General features: G+C 64.9%; 20 protein-coding genes. 9 read left to right on the forward strand and 11 right to left on the reverse strand.

All coding sequences use genetic code 11. The features are described from left to right. The 4 genes from IE209_RS14655 to imuA form a co-directional block, all read right to left on the reverse strand. Nucleotides 1-411: aldehyde dehydrogenase family protein (locus tag IE209_RS14655; protein WP_189687707.1), on the reverse strand; the 411-nt coding region annotated here is incomplete at its 3' end. A gap of 1,615 nt (nucleotides 412-2,026) precedes the next feature. Next, entirely contained in the window at nucleotides 2,027-5,140 is a 3,114-nt protein-coding gene (locus IE209_RS14660; RefSeq protein WP_189687708.1) for an error-prone DNA polymerase, read from the reverse strand. Next, complete coding sequence (locus IE209_RS14665) at nucleotides 5,137-6,447, reverse strand: DNA polymerase Y subunit UmuC family protein (RefSeq protein WP_189687709.1); 1,311 nt, start codon at nucleotides 6,445-6,447, stop codon at nucleotides 5,137-5,139. Before IE209_RS14665 ends, IE209_RS14660 begins: the two co-directional genes overlap by 4 nt. Beyond that, nucleotides 6,395-7,195: a translesion DNA synthesis-associated protein ImuA gene (gene imuA / locus IE209_RS14670; protein ID WP_189687710.1), complete on the reverse strand. Its 801-nt coding sequence runs from the start codon at nucleotides 7,193-7,195 to the stop codon at nucleotides 6,395-6,397. Before imuA ends, IE209_RS14665 begins: the two co-directional genes overlap by 53 nt. Nucleotides 7,196-7,598: 403 nt before the next feature. Here imuA and IE209_RS14675 point away from each other — a divergent pair, with 403 nt between their 5' ends. From IE209_RS14675 to IE209_RS14700, 6 genes are all read left to right on the forward strand, one after another. After that, nucleotides 7,599-8,168 carry a (2Fe-2S)-binding protein gene (locus IE209_RS14675; RefSeq protein ID WP_189687711.1) on the forward strand — a complete coding sequence of 190 codons (570 nt, stop codon included), beginning with the start codon at nucleotides 7,599-7,601 and terminating at the stop codon, nucleotides 8,166-8,168. Beyond that, nucleotides 8,165-9,190 carry an FAD binding domain-containing protein gene (locus IE209_RS14680; protein ID WP_189687712.1) on the forward strand — a complete coding sequence of 342 codons (1,026 nt, stop codon included), beginning with the start codon at nucleotides 8,165-8,167 and terminating at the stop codon, nucleotides 9,188-9,190. Before IE209_RS14675 ends, IE209_RS14680 begins: the two co-directional genes overlap by 4 nt. Next, nucleotides 9,187-11,544: a xanthine dehydrogenase family protein molybdopterin-binding subunit gene (locus IE209_RS14685; protein WP_189687713.1), complete on the forward strand. Its 2,358-nt coding sequence runs from the start codon at nucleotides 9,187-9,189 to the stop codon at nucleotides 11,542-11,544. Before IE209_RS14680 ends, IE209_RS14685 begins: the two co-directional genes overlap by 4 nt. 65 nt (nucleotides 11,545-11,609) lie before the next feature. Then, nucleotides 11,610-11,906 carry a hypothetical protein gene (locus IE209_RS14690; protein WP_189687714.1) on the forward strand — a complete coding sequence of 99 codons (297 nt, stop codon included), beginning with the start codon at nucleotides 11,610-11,612 and terminating at the stop codon, nucleotides 11,904-11,906. A 424-nt stretch (nucleotides 11,907-12,330) separates the two neighbouring features. Then, nucleotides 12,331-14,151, forward strand: coding sequence for an ATP-dependent nuclease (locus IE209_RS14695; RefSeq protein WP_189687715.1), 1,821 nt, complete (start codon nucleotides 12,331-12,333; stop codon nucleotides 14,149-14,151). After that, nucleotides 14,148-15,908, forward strand: a complete 1,761-nt coding sequence (locus IE209_RS14700) for a UvrD-helicase domain-containing protein (RefSeq protein WP_189687716.1) — start codon at nucleotides 14,148-14,150, stop codon at nucleotides 15,906-15,908. Before IE209_RS14695 ends, IE209_RS14700 begins: the two co-directional genes overlap by 4 nt. A 315-nt stretch (nucleotides 15,909-16,223) precedes the next feature. Here the strand turns inward: IE209_RS14700 and IE209_RS14705 are convergent, their stop codons facing one another. Next, nucleotides 16,224-16,700 (reverse strand): MarR family winged helix-turn-helix transcriptional regulator, encoded by a 477-nt coding sequence (locus IE209_RS14705; RefSeq protein ID WP_189687717.1) that lies wholly within the window; start codon nucleotides 16,698-16,700, stop codon nucleotides 16,224-16,226. Here IE209_RS14705 and IE209_RS14710 point away from each other — a divergent pair, their 5' ends adjacent. Together IE209_RS14710 and IE209_RS14715 are read left to right on the forward strand one after the other, a co-directional pair. Further along, on the forward strand, nucleotides 16,701-17,171 hold the full coding sequence (locus IE209_RS14710; RefSeq protein ID WP_229882858.1) for a cupin domain-containing protein: 471 nt from the start codon (nucleotides 16,701-16,703) through the stop codon (nucleotides 17,169-17,171). Nucleotides 17,172-17,253: 82 nt separating this feature from the next. After that, nucleotides 17,254-17,949 carry a hypothetical protein gene (locus tag IE209_RS14715; protein WP_189687718.1) on the forward strand — a complete coding sequence of 232 codons (696 nt, stop codon included), beginning with the start codon at nucleotides 17,254-17,256 and terminating at the stop codon, nucleotides 17,947-17,949. Here the strand turns inward: IE209_RS14715 and IE209_RS14720 are convergent. The 3 genes from IE209_RS14720 to IE209_RS14730 form a co-directional block, all read right to left on the reverse strand. Further along, on the reverse strand, nucleotides 17,946-18,356 hold the full coding sequence (locus tag IE209_RS14720; RefSeq protein WP_189687719.1) for an OsmC family protein: 411 nt from the start codon (nucleotides 18,354-18,356) through the stop codon (nucleotides 17,946-17,948). The genes IE209_RS14715 and IE209_RS14720 overlap by 4 nt on opposite strands. 124 nt (nucleotides 18,357-18,480) lie before the next feature. Beyond that, a complete protein-coding gene (locus IE209_RS14725) occupies nucleotides 18,481-18,930 on the reverse strand; it encodes a carboxymuconolactone decarboxylase family protein (RefSeq protein ID WP_189687720.1) in 450 nt (149 codons plus the stop codon). A 124-nt stretch (nucleotides 18,931-19,054) separates the two neighbouring features. Next, nucleotides 19,055-20,014, reverse strand: a complete 960-nt coding sequence (locus IE209_RS14730; RefSeq protein ID WP_189687721.1) for an SOS response-associated peptidase family protein — start codon at nucleotides 20,012-20,014, stop codon at nucleotides 19,055-19,057. Between the two features lie 118 nt (nucleotides 20,015-20,132). On the opposite strand from IE209_RS14730, the gene IE209_RS14735 reads away from it, so the two are divergent. Next, nucleotides 20,133-20,462 (forward strand): Ku protein, encoded by a 330-nt coding sequence (locus IE209_RS14735; protein ID WP_189687722.1) that lies wholly within the window; start codon nucleotides 20,133-20,135, stop codon nucleotides 20,460-20,462. A gap of 137 nt (nucleotides 20,463-20,599) precedes the next feature. Here IE209_RS14735 and IE209_RS14740 read toward each other — a convergent pair whose 3' ends face one another. From IE209_RS14740 to IE209_RS14750, 3 genes are read right to left on the reverse strand one after another with little or no spacing between them, the layout of a single operon-like run. Beyond that, complete coding sequence (locus IE209_RS14740) at nucleotides 20,600-21,214, reverse strand: flavodoxin family protein (protein WP_229882860.1); 615 nt, start codon at nucleotides 21,212-21,214, stop codon at nucleotides 20,600-20,602. A 2-nt stretch (nucleotides 21,215-21,216) separates the two neighbouring features. Beyond that, the gene (locus IE209_RS14745) at nucleotides 21,217-21,810 is read right to left on the reverse strand and encodes a hypothetical protein (RefSeq protein WP_189687724.1); all 594 of its coding nucleotides are present in this window, start codon (nucleotides 21,808-21,810) and stop codon (nucleotides 21,217-21,219) included. Between the two features lie 12 nt (nucleotides 21,811-21,822). Further along, complete coding sequence (locus tag IE209_RS14750) at nucleotides 21,823-23,619, reverse strand: thiamine pyrophosphate-requiring protein (RefSeq protein ID WP_189687725.1); 1,797 nt, start codon at nucleotides 23,617-23,619, stop codon at nucleotides 21,823-21,825. Between the last annotated feature and the right edge of the window lie 364 nt (nucleotides 23,620-23,983).

A 23,983-nucleotide genomic window follows, 5' to 3' on the forward strand; every position in this document is an offset into this window, starting at 1 on the left:
TTGCGCGATCGCGGCCCCCGTCAGTGGGTCAGTTTTCAACGATCGCCAACACCACTGCATCATGCTTGTCGCCACGTCCACTTCCGCACGTGCTTGAACGAGAGGCTTCCCCTGCTCGAGCGTCAAGCAGCGGGCGATGTCCTCGCGACGCGCACGAATGGCATCGATGCCGTGCTGCAGCATGCGCTGACGTTCTGCCGCTGGCACTCGCTTCCATGCCGCAAAGCCGCGCTCGGCCGCGACAAGCGCGGCGTCTAGATCGGCGGACGAAGCGTGGCTTAGCTCGTCCAGCGTATTACCGGTAGCCGGGTCGATGACTGGGCTGGCTGTGCTGGCTGATCCTAGGCGCCAATGGCCACCAATCAGCATCTGGGGCGCGGTGTAGGCGCGGAGGTCGTCGGTGTTCAGCATCAGCAGTCAGTCTTTCATTACGCGGGTTGCTCGACCCCCGCCTATCGTCGGAACCATATCCCGAGCGCCAGTATCAGCGTCTCGTCATGTCCTGATAAATGAAAACTTCAACTAGAACATGCAGTTTTGGACATACCTGTGCCACGCCGGTCGGGTGCTTTAAACGACATCGGACCGAAAAAATGGGGTCCATGCGTACTCGTCAAGCACCGTTTTGGCAGGCTAGGTCGATTCAGTCCAACTATCGACTTGTCAACAAGTCGACCTGGGGTCATCGCCGAAAAGTACGTGTTCCGGTGCTTCGGAACGCAATGCCGTCGAGAGTAAGGATCGAGTCTTCGACGACTGCTCTGGCACACCTGATCCGCCTGAGCCATCGACCGTGCGACGCCGCGGCCTTCAGGGCGCGCTGCCATAAGGCCGAACGTGTCTAGATCCCTGGACGATGGACTAACCAAGCAATGTGAATGCGCGCGCATGGCCGTGAGCAGTCTCACGCTTGAATGGTTGACAGCGCGAATTGTTGCTCGGGCTGCCCATCCGACATGTGCGCAGGCAATCAACCCATTGGCTCCTGCTATTGCCTAAACGCACTTCTTATCGACGTCGCCCAGCCAACCGAGCCGACGACCAGCAGGTCTCACTGGGCAGATCAAGCCACGTCGCAATGGAAAAACACGCGCCGTTGCGCCATGAGCACGAGTAGGTACGCGCCTGTCTCTGAAAGCTCTTCAAAGTTTTGAGCGACCCAATGGACGTCGAGACCTAGGTCCACGTACAGCTTTCCTTCAGCAGCGCCGGAGGCCAACATGCAGATGACAGCGCAAACGAGCTCTACGCACGGCACAGCTCTGCGCTTCCAAAGCGTAGCGAGAAACGGCACCTGCCCGGTCCAGACGAACCTTAATAGAAGTACCGCGAGAAGCGCGGAGAGGACGTACGGAACCATTGGCCTGTACCACAGCTGAACCGTGGAAGAGTAACGGGGGCCCGTGTCGGCGGCCATCTCGTAAGGAGGCAGAAAGCAGGCCCCCCAACTCAGCTCACGCGCAGCAAGGACAAACCAGACGGGAGCCATCAAGCGCCAAAACGTTCGCAGTTGGGCTGCCGTTTGCGTCTGCGCGTAGCGAAGGGCTAGAAGGCCCCCAGAGATCAGCATCGCAACTTGCAGATTCTCGACCGGCCCGTTCTCCCAGCCGGTCCACTTTGGTAAACGCGACGACGCAAAAAAACTCAGCGCAAGGAACAGTACAGTGGCTGGGACTGCGATTGAATGATCCGAGGCAGGTGGCGGTGCATTAGTAGCCCTTCTAAAGTGCATTTCGCCCTTGACCTTCGCGTAAGGTGGGCCGAAAGAGTTAAGCCGGCGACGATACCGCGTTCTGACGACTTCTCGCAGCGCTAAGTCTGCGCTTCGCAGCCGCAGTTGAATTCGACTGGAGCAGGCGGAATAGACTGGCGAAGCTGCGCTTGTGATCGCTTCAGAGTCTGACTTCACTGATGCGCACCGCCGCTCGCTGAGTGCTCACTCGAGCTGGTGGTGGGGCCGCCCGATGGACGACCGCTGCTGATCGGGTGCGGGTGCACTGTCTGCGGACAAGCGGAAGATATACCCCTAGTGAAAATCCCGCGACGTCGTCTCAAGCCCCCCAAGCAGCGGCGTCAGGTCCGCCAGCTTGTGCGCGACCAAGTTCTTGACACCGTCCTGCAACTGCCACTGCCCGTACACCGCCAGCAAGCGCGCACGCAGCACTTCTGCCCTTTGCTTCTCCTTCAACGTGGGCCACACGATGACCTGCACGTTGCCGGTCTCGTCCTCGAGCGAGATGAAGACGACGCCCTTGGCCGTCTCCGGCTGCTGTCGCACGGTGACGATGCCGGCGTAGCGCACGAAGCGCCCCCCCGGCACACCGTCCAGGTCGACAGCGCGCGCGAGCTTGCGCTTGTTCAGCTCCGGTCGCAGGAGCAGCATCGGATGGCTGCGCAAGGTCAAGCCGACGGTCTCGTAGTCGTGCACGACCTCTTCTCCCTCCAGAGCCGCAGGCAGCTCCAAAAAGTCCTCGTCGACCACCGCATCGTGCAGCAGCTCCGGCGCACGACGCAACGCCGAGGCTTGCCACACCTGCTGCCGGCGATGGCCGGACAAGCTCATCAGCGCATCGGCCCCGGCGAGAAGCTGCATCTCGTGCTGCTCGAGCCTTGCGCGTCGGGCCAGGTCCTCCGGATCGTCGAAGGGCGCCTGGGCTCGCGCCGCCACAACACGCGCGACCGATGCCTCCTTCAGGCCCTTCACCAGGCGCAGGCCCAATCGCACGGCCGGCGGATCAGGAAGGTCTTCGAGCGTGCAATCCCAGTCGCTGTGCATGACGTCCACTGCCCTCACCTCGACGCCGTGCCGCTGCGCGTCCTGCACCAGCTGGCTCGGCGAGTAGAAGCCCAGTGGCTGCGAGTTCAGCAGCGCGGCCAGGAACTCGGCAGGATGGTGGTGCTTGATCCAGCAGCTGGCGTAGACCAGCAGGGCAAAACTGGCGGCATGGCTCTCGGGAAAGCCGTATTCGGAGAACCCGCGGATCTGCTCGAAGATCTGTTCGGCGAAGGCTTTCTCGTACCCGCGCTTCGTCATGCCCGTGATGATCTTGTCGTAGTACTGCTGCAGGCCTCCTTTGCGCTTCCAGGCGGCCATGGAGCGTCGCAGCTGGTCGGCCTCTCCGGCCGTGAAGCCCGCGGCGAGGATCGCCACTTGCATCACCTGCTCCTGAAAGATCGGCACACCCAGCGTCCGCCCAAGCGCTTCCTCCAACGCCTCGCTCGGGTACGACACGGGCTCGCGGCCCTGACGCCGGTTGAGGTACGGATGCACCATGTTGCCCTGGATGGGCCCGGGGCGAACGATGGCCACCTCGATGACGAGGTCGTAGAAACACTTTGGCTTGAGCCTTGGCAGCATCGACATCTGCGCGCGCGACTCGATCTGGAACACACCGACGGTGTCCGCGCGGCTGATCATGCGGTAGGTCGCTGGGTCCTCGGGCGGAATGTCCTGCATGGAGAACACGTGGCCCTTGCGCTCGCCGATGAACTCCAGCGAGCGGCGGATGGCCGACAGCATGCCCAGGGCCAGCACGTCGACCTTGAGCAAGCCCAGCGCGTCCAGATCGTCCTTGTCCCACTCGACGATGGTGCGGTCTTCCATGGCCGCGTTCTCGATCGGCACGAGGCGCTTGAGCGGCCCTTTGGTCAGCACGAAGCCCCCAGGATGCTGGCTCATGTGACGGGGCATGCCGATCAGCTGAGAGGTGAGCAGCATCAATTGCTCCACCACCAGTTCCTTCGGATCCAGGCCGGCCTCGGCGACGCGTTGCTGCAGCACCTCGCTGCCGTCCCACCACGCGAGGTTCGACGCCAGCGCTTCGAGCCGCTCCAATTCGATGCCCAGGGCCTTGCCGACGTCCTTGAACGCCGACTTGGCCCGGTACTTGATCACCACCGAGGTCAGTGCGGCCCGGTCACGGCCGTACTTGCCGTACAGGTACTGGATGACCTCTTCCCTGCGCTGGTGCTCGAAGTCCACGTCGATGTCGGGCGGTTCGTTGCGCTCCTTGGAGATGAAGCGTTCGAACAGCGTTGACATGCGCGCGGGGTCGACCTCCGTGATGCCCAAGCAGTAGCAAACCACGGAGTTGGCGGCGCTGCCGCGCCCTTGGCAAAGGATGTGCTGCGACTGCGCGAAGCGCACGATGTCGGCGACCGTGAGGAAATAGTGCTCGTAGCCGAGCTCGGCGATCAGTTCCAGCTCGTGCTCGGTCTGGCTTTGCACCTTCGCCGGCATCCCGCCTGGCCACCGGCGGCCCGCGCCTTCGTAGGTGAGCTGGCGCAGGTAGCTGGTCGGGGTCTGGCCCTCCGGCACGACCTCCGCCGGGTACTGGTAGCGCAGCTCGTCGAGGGAGAACGTGCAGCGGCTTGCGACCTTCAACGTTTCTGCGAGCAAGGCGTCGGAGAAGCGCTGCGCGAGCTGGACACGGCTGCGCATGTGCTGCTCGCTGTTGAGTTCCAGGTCCAGACCGCATTCGGTCAGCGGGCGGCCGACGCGCGTTGCGGTCATGACGTCGTGCAAGGGTTTGCGCGATCGGACGTGCATGCGCACGTCGCCGCTGGCCACCAGATGGATGGCCGTCATCTCGCTGATCCGCTCCATGCGGTACAGCCACATCTCGTCGTCGAGGACGCGCTGCATCTCGACCGCGAGCCAGCAGCGGCCGGTGAAATGCGTCAGCAGCCAACGCGCGATCGTTTCCAGCTGGTCGTCGGTGGACGCGCGGTCGGGCGACACCAGGACCACGCAGTCCGTTAACGCCGCAGGGTCGATGGCATCGATTGTTAGGCAGTACGTGCCCTTCGCCGCGCTGCGGCGCAGGCCCGTGATGAACTCGCAGAGGTTGCCGTAGCCCTCGATGTTGCAGGCGAGCACGACCAACGTGAACGGGCTGTCGCATTCCACGGCGAACTGGCTGCCGTGGATGACGTGAACGCCCTGCTCCTTGCCCTCCGTGTGCGCGCGCACGGCGCCGGCCATGGAACACTCGTCGCACACCGCGATCGCGCTGTAGCCGAGTTGCTTGGCGCGCTCGACCAGCTCCTCCGGCCAGCTGGCACCTTTGAGGAAGGAGAAGTTGCTGAGCGCGCGCAGTTCCGCGTAGGGTGGGATGCCGGCACGTGGGTCGGTGTTCATGAGAAGGATCCGTGCAGAAACCAGGCGGAGTCGTCGCGCGCCAGACGCTCCTGGAACACCCAGAGCACTGCGCCCAGCGGGCTCTGCGCGACCCAGTAGTCGCGCACGACGATTGCGGTCGCTTCGTTGTCACCATCTCGCAGGCGATGCCACCACCCGCCTTCGACGCGGTGCGGGCCGATGCGCAGCTCCAGGACACCCTGGTACAGCGGTTTGTCCCCGCGCATCGCCAGGCGCAGCGGCTTGGCCAGGATGAAGCTGGGCTCGGGGAATCGGCTGCGACGCGCGCGCTTCTTCGGCAGCGACTGCGGCGCTGGCTGCCAATGGGTCTGCCATTCCGGCCTATGGTCCTCGACGACCACGGGGCGCAGCACCTTTTCGGCGCCCAGGCGGGCAGCGATGCGTTCTAGGGTGAGCGTCAACGACTCGCCTTGCTGTGCGACGTCGGGCAACAGGGACTTGCTCACTTCCTCGAGCGCGTGCACCTCGACCGCCTCGAGCTCCAGGTCACCAGCAGGCGCCTGCAGCTCTACTTTGGCGAGGTTCTCGGCGAGCAGCCGGCACAGGTGCTCGACGTCGCGCATCGGCGCGGCGGTGCGGATCGTCACTTCGCCGCCAGCGTTCGAACCGCGCGGTCGCATCGCATCGTGCACCCAGCGCAGCGTGAAGGCGGTGATGCCGGAGTGGCGCGCCGCGAGCCAACCGCACAGCAGCAGCAACAGGCGCCGGGCACCGAACAGCAGCGCCGGTGCGGAGTCGACACGGGACATCAGCTCCAGGCGTTCTCGGAACGTTTCCGGGGCTTCGATCCAGACGTGCGCCTCCGGCCGTAGCCCATAGGCCTGGTCCATCGCTGTCAGCAGCGCCTTGTCGAAACGCCTGCTGATGCCGCCCCGCGGCAGCTTGCGCACATCGCCAAGCGTTCGGCAGCCGAGCTGCGACAGCGTCGTCGCATGCGGACGCACCGCCGACAGCGTGTCCATCGGAAGCTGGTCCAGCAGCGAGGCAAGCGCACCGCGCACACCGTTCTCCTTGCCGGCCCGCGCAAAAGCCAGCGCAGCCAGGCTCGTGGGCGCCCAGGCAAGGCTGGCTACGCCAAGCTCTGCGACCTCCGCCACGATGCGGTCGCGAAGCGCACGGCGCCCGCCGAAGAGCGTGACGCTGGCCTCCAGCTCGACGACCACGGAGTCCTCGACGATGGCGGTGCGCGGCGAGAACTGCAGCGCGTACATCGTGAGGCCACGCAGCTTGTCATCAGGCGGCGGCGTGCTGGGCTTGGACCGAATCAGCAAGGCTACCCAGAGCATGGGAGATCTCGGGCGCGACGGGACGGGTCAACCGTCGCAGTCGCGGAGTCAGGACGGCCGCGAGGCCGCCGGGGATCGATGGCAGCGTCAGCGGCTGCTCGTGCGTCGGGCCCCGCCGCTTCAGGATGTGCACGTGCAGGTTCCAGTCCAGACCTGCGGATGCCTGCACCCGCAGGGGCGCAGCAGAAGACTCGTGGCGTGCCGCCTCGGGTCGGCACAGGATTGCCAGCCCATCGCAGCCCTGGGCGCAGACCTGCAAGCGGCGGATCTGGTCGGCGCGCGCCTTGGGCAGCCAGGCGATGACAGCGCCGGCCGCGCGGGACTTGATGAGCTGCTCGGTCGTCCAGAGCCGTTCGGCCGGCTGGTCGGCTTGGATCCAGACGAACTGGCGTTCACTCAGACCGAGGTGCTGCAGGCCAGGCAGATGGGGGTGACGAGGAGGTCCGACCACGACGACTTGACCACCGCCTTGCACGACGCTGCGCAGCGCCGGCGACAACAGCCGCCACTCGAGCACCGCTGGCTGCGCCGACAGGATCTCGACGAGCGATTGCTGGGGCCAACCGCCGCCGGGAAGTTCGGCATCCAGTTCGGGCCAGCCTGTGGGCTGGACGGCCGTGGTCCGGTGCTCCAGTTCGGTACCCCGCCACACCGACTCGGCGATTTGCGGTGCGACCGGCTGCAGGTGCGCCTGCGCCCTGGCGGGTCTGGCGGGGGCAGGTGGGTCGAAGGCGGGGACGGCAGACATAGTATAAAGTTACTGTACATCAATACAGTATCACGAACTTCTGGTTGTGTCTGCCGGGCGGCAGCGGTTTTTGAAGCCGTCGGCAACCGACCACGCCGCATGCAAACCAACCTGTTCGCCAACGACGAAGTCCAGTCCATTCCTGGTGTGCAGTACCAGCCGGACTTCCTGAGTCCGCAGGAGGAGCGCAACTGCTTGCGGTCATGCGCAGAAGATTGGCAAGGTGGCTCGCCGACCCGGCACACGCGAATGTGGGTTGCCAGGAAGGAGACCAGAGGGAGACGCGACTGCCGCGACAGACCACCGGCCAGTCTGCGACGGCGCAATGTCCCACACGGCATTCAGCTGCTCGGCCTGAGTATGGAGGGCTCCACCACCACTGCTGGACCTCCCGGCCACCGAAATGTCTTCAGTCCAACCGCCAGCCCCCGCAGGCGCTGTGCCCAAGCCGGCACTCACATCCGTGCAGCTGCGCATCAACGGCATGGCGCACGACCTGCAAGTCGAGCCCTGGGTCACCTTGCTGGACCTGCTGCGCGACCGCCTTGAGCTGACAGGCACCAAGAAAGGTTGCGACCATGGGCAGTGCGGTGCCTGCACAGTGCTGGTGAACGGTGAGCGCATTCTGTCCTGCCTGACGCTCGCGGTGATGCGCGACGGCGCTGAGGTGACTACGGTGGAGGGGCTCGCGCAGGGCGATAGGCTGCACCCACTGCAACAGGTCTTCATGCGACGTGACGCCTTCCAATGCGGCTACTGCACCCCCGGTCAGCTGTGCTCGGCCGTCGGCCTCATCAACGAGGGGAACGCAACCAGCCTGGACGAAGTGCGGGAACTGATGAGCGGCAACCTGTGCCGGTGCGGCGCCTACGTGCAGATCGCGCAGGCCGTGGCCGAAGTGGCGCTGGGGCAGCCCGACGCCACAAGCGCGCGCTCGCGCTGCCCTATCGTCACCGGAACGGTGCCGGCATGAACGACTTCGACTACGCCATGGCGCCTGACTCGGGCGCGGCCCTGGCTGCCTTGGGGCCAGACGCCAAGTTGATCGCCGGCGGTACCAACCTACTGGACCTTATGAAGGAAAACCTGCTGCGCCCAGCGCGGCTGGTCGACATCAACCGGCTGCCCCTCGCTGGAATCGAGGCGCTGGCCGATGGCGGCCTGCGTTTAGGCGCCCTGGCACGCAACGCAGCCACTGCCTATCACCCCCTCGTGCGCGAGCGGTTGCCGCTGTTGTCCAGCGCCATCCTGGCAGGTGCCTCGCCACAGATCCGCAACATGGCCAGCAACGGCGGCAATCTGCTACAGCGCACGCGCTGCTACTACTTCTACGATGCCGGTGTGCCATGCAACAAGCGTCAACCCGGCTCGGGTTGCCCGGCCATCGGCGGCCTGGCCCGGCAGCACGCGATCCTGGGTGCCAGCGCACACTGCATTGCCACCCATCCCTCGGACATGTGCGTGGCACTGGCGGCGCTGGACGCTGTGGTGCACGTGCGGTCGTTGCGGGGGCCGCGGGAGATTCCGTTCGCGGCGTTCCACCGGCTGCCGGGCGACACGCCTGAGCTCGACAACACACTGGCGGACGACGAACTCATCGAGTACATCGTGGTGCCGGCATCTGAGCAGTACGCCGCCCATTCCGTCTATCTCAAGCTGCGTGAGCGCCAATCCTATGCATTCGCGCTGGTGTCCGTGGCCGCCGCGTTGGACCTTGACAGCGCAGGGCGGGTACGGAGCGCGCGCGTGGCGCTGGGCGGCGTGGCGCACAAGCCGTGGCGCGACCCGGCGGCAGAGGAACTGCTGTCGGGGCAGTTGCCGGACATCGCTGCATTTGAGCGCGTCGCCACTCGTCTGCTCCAGGGGGCGCAGCCGCAAGGTATCGGCGTGGGCAGCAATGTCTTCAAGCTTCCCATGGCACATCGGGCCATCGTGCGCGCGCTGGAGACGGCTATGCAGGGCACCGTGCGCAATACCGGGGAGAACCTCCAATGACGAGCCCTCACAACGATGTGCAACCGGTGGCCGAGCCAGGCACGGGCTACGTGCGCAAAGGCGATGGCGTGCCGCGGGTGGACGGCCGTGCCAAGGTCACAGGCCAAGCGCGCTATGCTGCCGAGCACCTGGCAGACGGCATGATTTTCGGCGTGGTGGTCAATAGCACCATCGCCAAGGGCCGGATTGCGACGCTTCAGCTGGATGCGGCCAGGGCCGTACCTGGCGTGGTGGAGATCCTGTCGCATCTGAACCGCCCGCGCATGCGCAAACTCGACCTGTTCTACAAGGACATGACGGCGCCTGCCGGCTCACCGTTCAAGCCCTTCCACAGCGACGGCATCCTGTACAGCGGCCAGCCCATCGCCCTGGTGTTGGCCGACTCGTTCGAAGCTGCTCGCTACGCCGCCTCTCTGGTGCGAGTGCAGTATGTGCAGGAGGAGCACGAAACGCACCTGCTCTCCCACTTGGAGCGCAGCCACAAGCCGAGTCGGCTGAAGGCGGGCTTCTCGCCACCGCCCGACGAGACAGGCGATGCCCAGGCTGCGTTCGACGCCGCGCCGATGCAGGTCAGCGCAGAGTATTACGCCGGCGTGGAGCACCACAACCCGATGGAGATGCACGCCAGCACGGTGCTATGGGGCGAGGACGGCCATCTGACGGTCTACGACAAAAGCCAGAGTTCGCAGAACAGCCGTTGGATGGTCTCGCACGTGTTCGGTATTCCCAAGCACAGGCTGACCGTCAAGAACCCATTCGTCGGTGGCGCCTTCGGCTCCGGCCTGCGGCCACAGTACAACCTGATTCTTGCCGTGATGGCGGCCCTGCACCTCAAGCGCTCGGTGCGCGTGGTGCTGACGCGCCAGCAGATGTTCACCTTTGGCCACCGGCCCGAGACTTGGCAGCGCGTGCAGCTCGCGGCGCGGGCTGACGGCACCCTGGCTGCCGTGTTGCATGAGGCCATCGCCGAAACCGCCCGAATCGAGGACTACGTCGAAGTGGTCGTCAACTGGTCGGGCCAGCTCTACAAGTGCGACAACGTCAAGCTGGGCTACCGGCTGGTGGCCTTGGACCATTACAGCCCCATCGACATGCGTGCGCCGGGCGCGGCGCACGGCATCCATGCACTCGAAGTGGCGATGGACGAATTGTCGTACGCGGTGGGCATGGACCCATTGGCCTTGCGTCTGCATAACTACAGCGAACGCGACGAAGCGCAGGACCTGCCGTACTCGACCAAGGAGCTGCGCGCCTGCTACGAACAGGGCGCCGCGCGCTTTGGCTGGAGCCAGCGCCCCATGGCGCCGCGCTCGATGCGGGAAGGCCACGAGCTGATTGGCTGGGGCATGGCCACGGGTCAGTGGGACGCGATGCAAATGTTCGCGCGCGCTCATGCGGAGCTGCACGCCGACGGCCGTCTAGTGGTCGGCAGCGCTGCCACCGACATCGGTACTGGCACCTACACCGTCATGGCCCAGATTGCTGCAGATGCGATGGGCCTGCAACTGGAAGACGTCGTGTTTCGCTTGGGCGATTCCACCCTGCCGGTAGCGCCCATCGAAGGCGGGTCCTCACACGTCGCTACGGTCGGCTCGGCCGTCGAAGGCGTCTGCGAAAAATTGCAGAAGAAGCTTTTCGCGCTGGCACGTCGACTGGACGACCTGCCCTTCGCCAAGGCGAGGTTCGCGGACGTGCAATTCCGTGAAGGCAGCATGGTGCTGCAGGGCGGCCCCGGCGGTTCCTGCGCCATTTCGCTGCAGCAGCTGCTGGCCCGCGCCGGCGAGACCAGAGTGGAGACCAAGTACCTGATGCTGCCCAATATCCTCAAGCAGAAGAAGTACGTGCGGGCAACCCACTCGGCGGTGTTCTGCGAGGTGCGCGTGGACGAGGACTTCGGCACCGTGCGCGTGACCCGTGTGGTCAGCGCCGTTGCGGCCGGCCGCATCATGAATCCGCAGCTGGCGCGCAGCCAGATCATGGGCGGCGTGGTCTGGGGCATTAGCCAGGCCCTGCACGAAGAGACCCATGCCGACCACCGCCTGGGCCGGTTCATGAACCACAGCCTGGCCGAGTACCACGTCGCCGTGCAGGCGGACGTCCACGACATCGATGTGCTGTTCGTCGAGGAGGATGACCGCATCGTCAGCCGCCTGGGGGCCAAGGGTGTCGGCGAGATCGGCATGGTGGGCGTCGCCGCGGCAGTGACCAATGCCATTTACCATGCTACCGGGCGACGCATCCGTTCCACGCCCATGACACCGGACAAGGTCATGACGCCGGGCATGGGATGGGAGGCGCGCGACAGCGCAGTAGGCATTGGCGTGGGTTTGGACCCGCGCAGTGTGGCGCGGTGAACGAGGACGCCGCAACCTGGGTTCGAGTGCATGCGGCCGGGCCAGTGGTGTGAGTCGGGCAGTCCATGGGCGGCATGGTGGGCCTGGGTTTGGCGATCCGGCATCCGCAGCTGCTGCGTGGCCTGATGGCGGCGCACTCCTGCGCTCTCTATCCCGAGGTCGCGCGCGCGGCCTGGGACCAGCGCATCGCAACGGTCGCTGCCGACGGCATCGCCGCAATTGCGAACACGGTCATGACGCGCTATTTCCACGCGGCGTTCCGCGCGCGCAGCATCCCGAAGTGGAAACGGCTGCGCGCGCTACGCTGCTGGCCACCGACCCGGCCGGTTACCTGGGCTGCTGCCACGCGGTGCGAAACGTAGACTGGCGTGCCGGGCTGGCGGACATCCATTGCCCCCCTCTGGTGGTCGCGGGCGCCCTGGATCAGGGCGCGCCGGTCGCACCAAAATGATTGCTCACGGAGTGTCAAGGGTGCAGGTACGGGTCCTGCAGAAGTCATCGCACATCGGGTTACTTGGCCCTACATTGAGCAGCCGACCGCGCACGTGCTTTGCGTCCTCTCTATGCGCCTGTTGAGCGGCTGCTTGGCGCCCTCTGCAGGCCTCTGTCTGCTGAACCCAAGCGTCAGCAGTGCAGCGGTTGCTGTCAGTCGTTGCTGCGAGATCAACTGACGCTGACTGCCACAATGCGGCCGCTCCAGGCTGGCTTGGGCAGACTACCATGCGAGCCTCTTTAGGATGACCACCACACCATCAAGCTAAGCCTTACGCCAATACGGGAGAAGACATGAAGGTTGTCCGGCTGACCATCTCGAACTTCCGCGGCATCAAGTCGGCGGAGCTCCTGTTCGACGGGCACACCCTGATGGTGGGTTCCAACAATGTCGGCAAGAGCACGCTCTGCGAAGCCCTCGACTTGGTCTTGGGCCCCGACCGGCTCAACCGCTTCCCTCCGGTCGATGAGTTCGACTTCTACAACGCTGAATACCTGGCCCCTGCCGCAGAAGAAGGCGCGGAACGGGTGCCGACTCCGCTTCGGATCGAGGCGGTCCTCATTGAACCCGGCGCCGAGATTGGAGCCAAGTGCGGCGGCAACATCGAGTTCTGGCATGTAGCCGAGCAAAGACTGCTCGGGCCGGGAGAGGCCGACGCTGCCAATCTGCCCCATGCCGTCCCCTGCCTTCGGATCGAGACCATCGGCCAATACAACCTCGAGGAAGACGAGTTCGAGGCACGCACCTACTTCTCCCATAGCCCCGACGCTCCCCCCGGGGAGCTGACCAAGGTGCCCAAGCCGATCAAGCGGCTGTTTGGTTTCCTATACCTGCGGGCGCTTCGGACCGGCTCGCGGGCGCTGAGCTTGGAGCGTGGGTCGCTGCTCGACATCATCCTGCGGACCAAGGGCGTGCGCACCAGCCTGTGGGAGAAGACCATCGAGCGCCTGCGCGGCCTCGATATCGAAGCCGACGCGGCCGAGATCGCGCCGGTTCTTCGATCCGTGGAGAGGCGGCTGGCCCGCTACATCGCATTGGAGTCGCCCGGCAACGCCACCAAGCTGCATGTCTCGGAGCTCACGCGTGAGCATCTGCGTAAGACGATGACGTTCTTTTTGGCGCTGTCGGCGGACCAAGGACACGTTCCATTCCCCCACGCCGGCACGGGCACCATCAACACGCTGGTGCTCGCGCTGCTCTCCTTCATCGCCGACCTCAAGCCCGACACGGTCATCTTCGCCATGGAGGAGCCTGAGATCGCAGTGCCGCCGCACACCCAGCGACGCATCGCCCAGTACCTGCTGACCAAGACAACGCAGGCCTTCGTGACCTCCCACTCGCCATTTGTGATCGAGAAGTTCGAGCCATCCAAGACACTGCTGCTGGCTCGCAATGCCGGCGTGGTCACGGCGCGAAAGGTCTCCGACGCCACCGGCCTCAAAGACAACGACTACAAGCGCTTCTCTCGCTCCGGCCTGTCTGAATGCATGCTGGGACGAGCAGCCATCGTCGTCGAAGGCGTTACCGAGTTGCATGCGATGCCCGTCGTAGCACGGCGCATGGAGGAGAGCGATCCCAACTTGCAGCCGCTGGACATCGCGGGTGTGGCCTTCTTCGACGCTGATGGCGAGTCGAACATGCCCAAGTTCGGAAAGTTCTTCAAGACGCTGGGGCTACGCACCTTCGCTTTCTACGACCTTGACTACAAAAAGAAGCGCAAGCCCGAGCAGACACAGGCTCTGGCGGACAACTTCGATATCAATGTCGAGCACGCCTACAAGGGCTTCGAAGACCTCGTCGTGGCGGAGGTACCCGTGGATCGGCTGTGGTCCTTCCTGTCGGGCCTAAAAGCCAATGATGAGAACGGCAACGTCGCGATCCCCGATGCGCGCCCGAGCGACGACGCGGTCAAGGCCATCGTCAAAGAAGCCCTTGGCGGCAACAAAGGCGCCGGCTGGTCGGCGCGCCTGTTCGAGGAGTGCGAGCTCCACGAGCTGCCGGCCACTGTGACGAATTTTCTGGCGTCAGTGTTCGCACTTTTCCCACCCCCACCCCCGATCGACGACGGCGATGAAGCACCACCCGAACCGGCCGCCGCTGCGGCCGCTTCATGAACGAGCCTTGTAAGCTGCGCGAAAGCGTCATGGCTTGCGAGGGCCATGCCTTGGTCATCGGCGGACCCGGCAGCGGCAAGACGACGCTCGCGCTGCGCAAGGCGGTCAAGCGGATTCGCGACGGCATGCTTCCGGGTCAGTCGGCCTTGTTTCTGAGCTTCTCGCGGGCGGCAGTGGCGCGCATCTTGGATGCCGCCAAGCTCGAATCCACCAAAGCCGAACAGGAGCAGCTCTCCGTCCAGACGTTCCATTCGTTCTTCTGGGACATCCTCAAAGCCCACGCCTACCTGCTCGGGGGACAGCGTAGGCTCTCGATCTTGCTGCCACACGACGAGAAGGCCCTGTCGGGCGGCCTCGGCGACGAAGACGATGGCTGGTACGAGTGGCTTGCCGAGCGTGAGCGGCTGTTTCGCGAAGAGGGGCGGATCGCGTTCGATCTGTTCGCGCCCAATGCGACAGCTCTGTTGGCTCGCAGCTCGCATCTTTTGGCGTCGATCGCTCATCGGCATCCCGTCATCATCGTGGACGAGGCCCAGGACACCGGCCAATACGCGTGGCAGTGCATCCAGATGCTCGCGCCACACACGCAGGTGCTGTGCCTGGCAGACCTCGAGCAGCAAATCTTCGACTACCTGCCAGGCGTCGGCCCGGAGCGCGTGATCGCCATCAGGGAGGCATTGAAGCCGCACGAGATCGACCTTGGGACGCAGAACCACCGCAGCCCGGACTCCGAAATCTTGGCGTTCGGCAATGACATCCTGACGGCCAAGCCACGCGGCGCGCCTTACAAGGGCGTGTCCGCCCTTGCCTACCGCCCCGAGAAGCCACCGCCGAACTGGAATCATCTGCTGCGCCGAGCCCTCGGGGAGCTCTTGAAATCAATTCGGGCTCAGAGCGACAAGAAGGTGGAGACGATCGCGATACTGGTCACCAACAACCGCAGTGCGTTGAAGATGTCCAACGCTCTGAATGCGTTGGGGGCCAATGTCGGGAAGCCGGTTCGGCACAAGCTGCTGTTCGACGAGGCCGAAGCGCTGCTGTCAGCCCGTTTCGCGGCCTTTCTGCTGGAACCCAAGGACCTCGCCCAACTGGAGTCCGATGTCGCCACCAGCATGGAAATGATCGCCGCCGCGAGGCGCGCGACGGGACAGGGCCGGAAGGAAGTCGCCAAACTCTTGGAGCAGGCCAACAAAATCAAGGGTGGCAAGGCCCTGAACATCAACATCGCCAACGCGCTGCGCGGTCTGATTTCACGCTTGACAGTCAACGATTTCAGCGGCGATCCCGCCGAGGACTGGCTCACGGTCAAACATGAGCTGCGGGCGACCAATCAAGACGAACTCACGCGGGTTGCTGCGCAGCTGGACTTCTTGGCGGCGTTCCGTCGGGGACATCGCATCTCGGCTGCCCTCTCTGATGAATGGCTTCGCGACGGCGCCTACACCAATGCCCGCACCGCTCTCGACTTGGCTCTCGCACAGGAGCAAATCCTCGACGGCGTGGAACCGCCGATGGGCTTGCAAGTCATGAATTTCCACAAGGCCAAGGGCAAGCAGTTCGACGGAGTCATCCTCGTCCGCGAAGCTCGTCGGACCGGCCCCGCCGTCGAATCATCGTTCGTGTGGCGAGGCGACACTGCACCGTATCCCAAAAGCCGACGTGTGCTTCGAGTCGGCATCACGCGAGCAAAAGTCCACACGCTCATCCTCGATCCGCTTTGGCCGCAATGCCCCCTTCTCAAGGGGCACAAGCTTTAAGGAAAACTCCTCGTCAGTCGGACTGGCGCGTGGCGTTATGACGCAGGGTGACGGAGTTTTGCACGAAGACCAAGGTCTTCCCTCTTGAGCCGACCGGGCTGGCTACAGATTCCGACTGAGAGTTGTCGGCGACGAAGGGAATCGCTTCGCACGAGGAAGGTCAATGACCGGCTCCGGCAGCCGCTGACATTCGCTTTAGAACGTCGAACGACCGTACCCAGTCTGGAGCTGTCTATCGCGGCTCCGCGGCGGGCGGCTGCTCCTGGCCGAGAGCGGACGCTTGCAGCGGCGGTCAGCCTCCCCAAAGAATGATGATCAACTGCTGCTCCCAGCCGCCATTAGCTCGTCGAGTGCAGAGATCAGCGCCTTGAACCGTTTCTCCCCCACCAAATCGGACCACTCCTTTTCAACGGCTCGCACCGTGGCGCGCTGCAGTTTCGCGACCTTCCAGCCCTGCTCTGTCAGTGACACCAGGCGGCCATTCGAGCCGCCTTCGGCCACGCGCTGAACGTAGCCCATGTCCTCCAGCTGAGCCAGCAGGTAGTTCATCGCCTGCTTGGTCATGCCGGCCCGCTGGGCAAGGTCGATGGGACGCTCGTTCTCGGGTGGCGGGAACCGCAAGACCTTGAAGTGGGCACGGTTCAGATCGGCGAAGCCTTCATCACGCAACGCCTGCTCAATCCGCTCCTCAACGGCCGTAAGTGCAAAGCGCAGACGCGCTCCGATCAGCGGGTCGTCCGGGTCCGAGTCGTTCGGGAAGCGTTCGTTGATTGCTTGACGAGAGGCGGCCACGTGGTAAAGTCGCTTTACTTAAAGGTAGAGGGCATTATGGAGCGAGAGACAGACGAAGTGATCGCCATCGGGGCCATCACCATGCGCTTTCTGGTTGACGGCACCACGACCGATGGGCACATGGCCATGGCCGAAATGGTCGTGCAGCCACAGGCCAAGGTTCCACCTCCGCATCGCCATGACGATGTCGACGAGACCATCCGGGTGATCGAGGGAGCCCTGACCTACCGCGTGGATGACGAGGTCCGTGTGTTGCAGGCCGGCGACCACTGTTTCTCGCCGCGCGGCAGCGTGCACCACTTCAGCAACCAGGGCGACGTCCCAGCGCGTGCCCTCGTGGTGTTCTCGCCGGCGTCGATTGGGCCGGCCTACTTCCGTGACGTCGCAAATGTCCTTGGTGCCGGCGGACCGCCTGACCCGCACGCATTTTCCGCTGTGATGGCGCGGCATGGCATCGCCCTAGCGACCTGAGTTCCCCGTCCGGCTTCTGATGCGCCGCGTCGTGCGGCGGGAGACCGGCTGTCCGTAACCTTGCCAAGGCACAACTGTGAATATGACCCGTTTCCTTCGCCGCACCTCGCTATTCGCTGCGCTGCTCTCCCTCCACGCCTTCTTGGCCCCCTCCGCGCATGCGGACATCGTCCGGTTGGTCGATCCTACGTCGAACATGCTGAGCTGGGCCAAGGGCGTTGCGCTGGGAGACGAACTCTACGATGTCCGATTCGTCCAGGGCGCAAGTTGCGCCACCGTGTACGCCGGCTGCGCCAGCTTCTCGCCGTCGTCGTTCACGTTCACAACCCAACAGAGCGCGAACGACGCCGCACGGGCCTTGCTCGAGCAGGTCTTCGTTGACGATCTGTCGAGCGGGAAGCTCTGGGACTCAAACATTGCATTGACCTGCGGCAACGCTCGCTACTGCAACGCTGCCGTGCCTTACGGCTTTGAGCTGAACGCCCAGGGTCAGCCGTACGGCGTGAACTTCAGGTCCGTCTTGAACCAACCGGGTACCGCGTCGGGCAACTCCAATCGCTACGTGAGCGGGTATCGGGGCATCGGGCCGAGCAGCGTGTTCTCAGACACGGTCTACACCGTTTGGACGTTGGCCGAACCCGAGCCTGTGCAGGAGGTTCCTGAGCCGACGACTGCCGCCTTGGTCTTGCTGGCCCTGATTGGGTGCGCAGGAGCTCTCCGACCGGGCCATATGGTTCATCGCAAGCGCAGCCAAGCAATGCTGAGCCGCCTTCACTAGCTGGCGCGCCGGATGACGAGGGAGACCGCGACGCCCGCACGAATCGTGTTGTGGACTTCAGCGACCGCGTCCGTCTGCCGAACAAGCTCCGCGACGTCGTTGGCATTGGCGGACGAGGAGACCTTCACTTCATAGCGGATGTTGGTCGCCGCCAAACCGATGCCGGGGAAATCGGCAGTCGCCTCAACAACGACCCCGTCCACCGGCACATTCAGGCGCTGAGCTTCACGGTACAGGTCATTGCAGTAGCACGTTGCGAGCGCAAGCATGAGGAATTCACCGCCATTGACCGCCGACCCCTGGCCTGAAGGCTTGGAGGCCACAGCGATGGCCTGCTCGTTCGACCCTGTGCGGACGACGACTTCGTGGCTGGACCCCGAGTTCCGGACAGTTGCAGAAATCAGCACGGTGACCTCCGATTCGCCTAAGCAACACGACCCCAGATTCTGCCTGCGCCCCCGCCACCAAGCGCTGCCTGCGCCGCAGGACTGACGGGAAGCAACGTGGTCTGTGGCGACGCCGGTCTTAGCCTTACGCTTTCGCGCGCGGCGGCATCCGAAAGCTGATGCCCAGGCGGTTGATGGCGTTCATGGTGGCAATCGTCACCGTCAGGTCCACCAGGTCCTTCTCCTCGAACATCTTGGCGGCCGCCGCATAGGCTTCGTCGCAAGCGTGCGACTCGCTCACGCGCGTGACCTCCTCCGACCACGCCAAGGCCGCGCGCTCCGCCTCGGAGAAGAGGTACGCGGCCTCGTGCCAAACAGGGATGAGCACCAAGGTGTCGACGGGCATCCCCTCCTTGAGCAGGTCGCGGGTGTGAATGTCGATGCAGTGCGCACAGCCGTTCAGCTGGGAAACACGCAGAAAGACGAGATGCACGAGGCGCGACGGAAGACCCGTGCCCGTTGTCACGAAATGGTGGAGGCTGCCAATGGCCTTTGCGGCGTCGGGGGACACCTGGAACCAGCTTGCACGCTGCATGTCTTGCTTTCCTTCGGATGGCGATGGCCAACGGGAATCGTCGGCCCATCACTTGCAAGACGTGCGAGGGAGCACGGCTGTGACAGCCTGCTCAAAGAATGTGGACGCTGGTGGGGCACGAGCGCTACTGCGGCGTGACGATGGCGTGCCGGTAGTGCGGCCGCACCCGCCTGTCGAGGATGGCTTCCTGGGCCGCGAGGTCGCTGCGTGAGGGGTTCAGCCAAGCATCCAGGTCCGCGGGCTGGATGGGACAGATGCAGCGGTCGTGCCCTACTGCAGCGATTTCCGGTGGCGGGTCTTCCGTGATGAGCGCGAACGACAACAACTCGGGTTGACCAGGCCGGGACCACCGGGACCAGATGCAAGCGGCCAGGAGGTCCTGGGGTTCTTCGGGTCGGAACTCGACTTGCACCGTTCCAGGCGCTTGCTCGGGTGGGCGGTTCTCGGCGCGATGCCGCGGCACGTGTTCGTAGAACGCGCTGAGGACAACCACGCCGTGGTGGCTTCCGTACAGGTCTCGCCAAAACCCTTTCAAGCTGTCCCTGCGCGCGATGTAGCACCCCGGGTACTCCTTGTCGAAGCTCTCCGGCATGTTCCACGGCCGACAGCGGTACCGCATGGGCTTGAACACGCGCTGCCCGTTCTCCCAGACCATCACCGGCACATAGCTGCCCGGGAAAATCCGCGAATCCGACGCGTCGAGTTCCGCACGTTGGAGGTGGTCGATGCGCTCCTGGAATGCCGAAATCTTGTTGAGCGCGATGCGCCGGTCATCTGTGGCTGCTTTGGTTGTCTTCTTGGCCAGCTTCGCCTCGGCTGCGGCCAGCCGCTCTTGCTGCGCAGCCTGCTTCAGCCGGAGGTCCTCGACATGCGCAGCGGCGTGCTGCGCAATCATGCTTCGGATTTCCCGCGCCTCGTCGGTCTCAGGCGAAGCAAATGCCGACTCGACGGCGCGCGGAACCACCATCGTTGGGTCGCCCAGGCGGCGCCAGAACAGGTCGAAGAAGTCCTTGATGCTCAGGACCGCACCGTACTCTCGGACGAACCGGCTGTAGTCGGCCTTGATTTGCGCGCTGTAGCACATGGTGGGCTTGGCTCCCTTGCAACACGACTGGATTGCGGCTCGCGTCGTTCAGCGATGGTGCCGCAAATTGGCTGCCTGCGCTGCACATCGACGGTTCCTCGCCCCTTCCCGTGCATTCATGACGGCGCGCTCTCCATCTTCGTGGGATTGGCCTATACCCAACCGTGCGCAGCCGCGGACGGGTCGCGTCAGACGCAGCAGTAAGAAGGTCGTTTCGCGCGCCGAGATGGTCAAGGGCTACGAGGTTGAGCGCGACCACTTCGTCCTGTTCAGCCAGGACGAGCTCAAGGCGCGTGAGCAAGCCAGCAGTCATGTCATCGACACCGTGGCCTTCATCCCCGAAAAGACCGTCGACCCGCTGTACAACGACGGCCCTGAACTGGTCCCTGCGCAAGGTGCAACAGGAGCTGGGGATGTCCTGGCGCATCGTCGCGGGCTTCATGGCTGAAGGCTTCGTGCCTCCCACCAGAGTCGCGTGCAATCCGGTGCACTCGTTCCGCGACCGTTGCTGCTGCGCACTGTTCGGATGGCGAGCGAACTGCTAAAACCGCACCCGGGCGTGGACGTCGTGCCGAATGCCGCCACTCACGGCTTGATCGAGGGGTACCTTGCGGTTCTCAACAGGCTCGCCAGGTGGTGGGTGAGCCGCGCCAGCGTGCGCGTTGTCCCAGCAGTTTTCTCGGGCGTGGACTTCAGATCGACGTAGTTGGTGCTGCCCATGGCCTCGCCGACCCAGTAGGTGGACGCGCTCGCCGGGATAGTGAACCCCACATCGACTAGAGCCTGGAACACCTCGGCACAGACGTGGTGGGCGCCGTCCTCGTTGCCCACGACGGCGACGCCCGCGACCTTTCCGTACGCCGGCATGTGCCCCGTGTTCTCATCGACTTCACTGATGAAGGCGTCCATGCGTTCGAGCACGCGCTTGCAGACGCTCGATGGCTGGCCGAGCCAGATCGGCGTGCCGATCACAACGATGTCGGCCGCCATGATGCGCTGGCGCACCGCTGGCCACTCGTCGCCAGGCCCCTCGTCCGACGTCACGCCGGGCAGCAGGTTAAGGTCTGCCGCGCGGACCGACTGCACGTCGATGCCAAGCTTGCGCCACTCGGCTTCAACCTCGTCAAGCAACCGTGCGGTGGACGAGACGGCGTCCTTCGCCGTGGACTTGAGGGAGCAATTGATGGTGAGGGCCTGCATGGTCAAGTTTCCTCCCTTGGACGAAGGCCAGTGGCGGTGGGGGCGCGGCCCGTGGGTGCGCCGTCTCCGGCGAGAAGGTCCTGGCCGACCTCCTGCAAGCGCCGACGCACTGACGGTCCATCGATGATCCAGAGCAGGTCGAAGCGGTCCTTGGGCCACGCCGCGGGAACCTGCGCGGCCGCAGCGCTGTCGGCCAGGTAGGCCCGCGCCAGCGCCGGAAGGCCTTGGTGCGACCAAGCCACCAGGGCGACGCCGTCAGTGCGTTGGAGGCAGGCAGCGAGGCGGCTCTCGTCCTGTTTTTCGACTGTGGTATCGATTTCGAGCCCCAGTGCACGCGCCAAGGGCCCAAGCGTTTGCACAGACCGCCGGCTTGGCGCCTGCGCTGTTGCCGGACAGGCGTACAGGCAAGTGGGTACCGCAAGTGCAGGCGCACTGGCGGCGAGCTGGCGAAACAACGGCACCAGCGCGCCAGCACGTTGCCACCCGGCCACGCTCAGGCTGTGCGGACAAGCGCTGCCGTCCTCGGCCACGCCAGCCTCGCGCGCTCTCCTCGGCCGCTCGCCGTGGCGGATCAGCATGAGGAAGTCCAGTGCCATGGCGCGCAAGCGCTATCCGCGCCGCCCCTTGAGGTTGGCCACGACGCCGGCCCACCACTCGCGCGCGCTGCCCAGCATGGCCTTGCGCGCGTCCGGGTCGCCCTTGAGCAGCGCCGCTGCGTAGGCACGCATCTGCGCGCCGGTGACGTGTGGTGGCACTGGCGGCACATTCGGATCGGTGACCATCTCCAGCACGACCGGCCTTCCGGCGGCGAACGCCTGCTCCCACGCTGGGCCGACCTGCTCTGGATCGTCCACGCGTATCCCGCCCAGGCCAAGTTGCCGCGCGAACTCCGCGTACGCGAAGGTCGGCAGGTCCTGCGAAGGAGAAAACTTGGGGTCGCCTGCGGTGGCCCGCTGCTCCCATGTCACCATGTTCAGATCGCCGTTGTTCAGCACCATGATGACCAGCCCCGGATTGCGCCAGTGCTTCCAGCTGGCCGCGATGGTGATCAAGGCGTTGATGCCCAGCATCTGCATTGCGCCGTCGCCCAGCAGCGCTACAACCGGCCGGTCCGGATGGGCGTGCTTGGCGGCCAGCGCATAGGGCAACGCCGGTCCCATGGTGGCCAGGCCTCCCGACAGCGAGCCCATCATGCCGCGGCGCAGCTGCAGGTCTCGCGCGTACCAGGTGGCCGCCGTGCCGGAGTCGCAGGTCAGGATGCAGCCGTCCGGCAGGCGCGGCGAAAGCTCCCAGAACACGCGCTGCGGATTGATCGGCTCGGCGGGCTGCATGGCGCGTTCCTCCAGAACCCGCCACCAGCGGGCGACCTTGTCCTCGATCTCTTCGCGCCAGGCAAGGTCGGTCTGCTGCCGCAGCCTTGGAACCAGGGCCGCCAGTGTGGCACGGCTGTCGCCGACCAAGTTGAGCTCCATCGGGTAACGAACACCGAGCCGCGCGGCATCCGTATCGATCTGCACGCCACGGGCCTTGCCCTCCTCGGGCAGGTACTCGGCATAGGGAAAGTTGGATCCGACCATGAGCAGGGTGTCGCATCCTTCCATGAGCTCGGAGCTGGGGGCGGTGCCGAGCAGCCCGATCGAGCCGGTCACGTAGGGCAACGCATCGGGCAAGGCGGCTTTGCCCAACAAGGCTTTGGCCACGCCGGCGCCCAGGCGGTCGGCCACGGCCATCAGCTCGTCACTCGCGTGCAGTGCGCCAGCCCCGACGAGCATGGCGACGCGGCGGCCGGCGTTGAGGATGTCAGCCGCTGCATCCAAGGCTGCATCGTCCGGCACCTGGGCGCGGTGGGTGATGCCGATGCCACTGCGCACGCTGCCGTGTTCGCGCGGCGGCACGGCCACGGCGTCCAGCTCCTGCACGTCGTTGGGCAGGATGATGCAGGTGACGGTACGGCGCTCGGAGGCGATGCGCAGCGCGCGGTCCACCACGTGGCGCAACTGCGCCGGCACGGAAACGGTCTGCACAAACTCCGAGGCCACGTCCTTGAACAGGCTGGACAGGTCCACCTCCTGCTGATACTCGCCGCCCAGCGCACTGCGGGCCTGCTGGCCGACGATGGCGACGACAGGCTGATGGTCCATGCGTGCGTCGTACAGACCGTTCAGCAGATGGATCGCGCCAGGCCCTGAGGTGGCCAGGCACACACCTGGCATGCCGGTGAACTTGGCGTGCGCGCAGGCCATGAAGGCTGCCAGTTCCTCGTGCCGCGCCTGCACGAATGCGATGCCGTGGTCGTCGCGGCCCAACGCCCCCATCACGCCGTTGATGCCATCGCCTGGGTAGCCGAAGATGCGACGCACACCCCATTCGGACAGGCGCTGGACTAGGTGGTCACTGACGTTCATTGCGTTGGCTTTTCGTATCGGTAGTGCAGAGGTTGCGCATTCCGCGCGGCGATCCGGCAACCGTACGGCGGGGAAGCCACTAGCGGGGTCAGCCAGCCACCCCGCAAGGCCGTCGGCATGTCCTACGGTGCGGCGCTGTCACGGTCCTGTTAACGCTGTGGTCGGTGGTGACAGTGGGCACCAAGTGGTGCCGCACACCTTCGCGCTTCAATGGCTGTTCGTCCTCCGGTGGCCAGAAGCGCTTCCTCCGGGGTTTCCATGAACGTCGCGCCTGCACTGGTCCGGCGTGCTCCGCTGTCTTCTCCCATGGTGACGTGCCAACTAGGAGGGTCCTGCGGCGCCAGTGATGCAGAGGAACTGGATT

Origin of the sequence: Pseudorhodoferax aquiterrae, from assembly GCF_014652235.1 — a bacterium.
Lineage (GTDB): Bacteria > Pseudomonadota > Gammaproteobacteria > Burkholderiales > Burkholderiaceae_C > Pseudorhodoferax > Pseudorhodoferax aquiterrae.

What these genes read in the sequence shown, in the direction of transcription:
- IE209_RS14735 (WP_189687722.1), top strand. Translation starts at nt 20,133, where the DNA reads ATGACGGCGCGCTCTCCATCTTCGTGGGATTGGCCTATACCCAACCGT.
- IE209_RS14675 (WP_189687711.1), top strand. Translation starts at nt 7,599, where the DNA reads ATGTCTTCAGTCCAACCGCCAGCCCCCGCAGGCGCTGTGCCCAAGCCG.
- IE209_RS14745 (WP_189687724.1), bottom strand. Translation starts at nt 21,810, where the DNA reads ATGGCACTGGACTTCCTCATGCTGATCCGCCACGGCGAGCGGCCGAGG.
- IE209_RS14700 (WP_189687716.1), top strand. Translation starts at nt 14,148, where the DNA reads ATGAACGAGCCTTGTAAGCTGCGCGAAAGCGTCATGGCTTGCGAGGGC.
- IE209_RS14685 (WP_189687713.1), top strand. Translation starts at nt 9,187, where the DNA reads ATGACGAGCCCTCACAACGATGTGCAACCGGTGGCCGAGCCAGGCACG.
- IE209_RS14740 (WP_229882860.1), bottom strand. Translation starts at nt 21,214, where the DNA reads ATGCAGGCCCTCACCATCAATTGCTCCCTCAAGTCCACGGCGAAGGAC.
- IE209_RS14665 (WP_189687709.1), bottom strand. Translation starts at nt 6,447, where the DNA reads ATGCTCTGGGTAGCCTTGCTGATTCGGTCCAAGCCCAGCACGCCGCCG.
- IE209_RS14690 (WP_189687714.1), top strand. Translation starts at nt 11,610, where the DNA reads ATGGGCGGCATGGTGGGCCTGGGTTTGGCGATCCGGCATCCGCAGCTG.
- IE209_RS14750 (WP_189687725.1), bottom strand. Translation starts at nt 23,619, where the DNA reads ATGAACGTCAGTGACCACCTAGTCCAGCGCCTGTCCGAATGGGGTGTG.
- IE209_RS14725 (WP_189687720.1), bottom strand. Translation starts at nt 18,930, where the DNA reads ATGCAGCGTGCAAGCTGGTTCCAGGTGTCCCCCGACGCCGCAAAGGCC.
- IE209_RS14695 (WP_189687715.1), top strand. Translation starts at nt 12,331, where the DNA reads ATGAAGGTTGTCCGGCTGACCATCTCGAACTTCCGCGGCATCAAGTCG.
- imuA (WP_189687710.1), bottom strand. Translation starts at nt 7,195, where the DNA reads ATGTCTGCCGTCCCCGCCTTCGACCCACCTGCCCCCGCCAGACCCGCC.
- IE209_RS14660 (WP_189687708.1), bottom strand. Translation starts at nt 5,140, where the DNA reads ATGAACACCGACCCACGTGCCGGCATCCCACCCTACGCGGAACTGCGC.
- IE209_RS14715 (WP_189687718.1), top strand. Translation starts at nt 17,254, where the DNA reads ATGACCCGTTTCCTTCGCCGCACCTCGCTATTCGCTGCGCTGCTCTCC.
- IE209_RS14680 (WP_189687712.1), top strand. Translation starts at nt 8,165, where the DNA reads ATGAACGACTTCGACTACGCCATGGCGCCTGACTCGGGCGCGGCCCTG.
- IE209_RS14730 (WP_189687721.1), bottom strand. Translation starts at nt 20,014, where the DNA reads ATGTGCTACAGCGCGCAAATCAAGGCCGACTACAGCCGGTTCGTCCGA.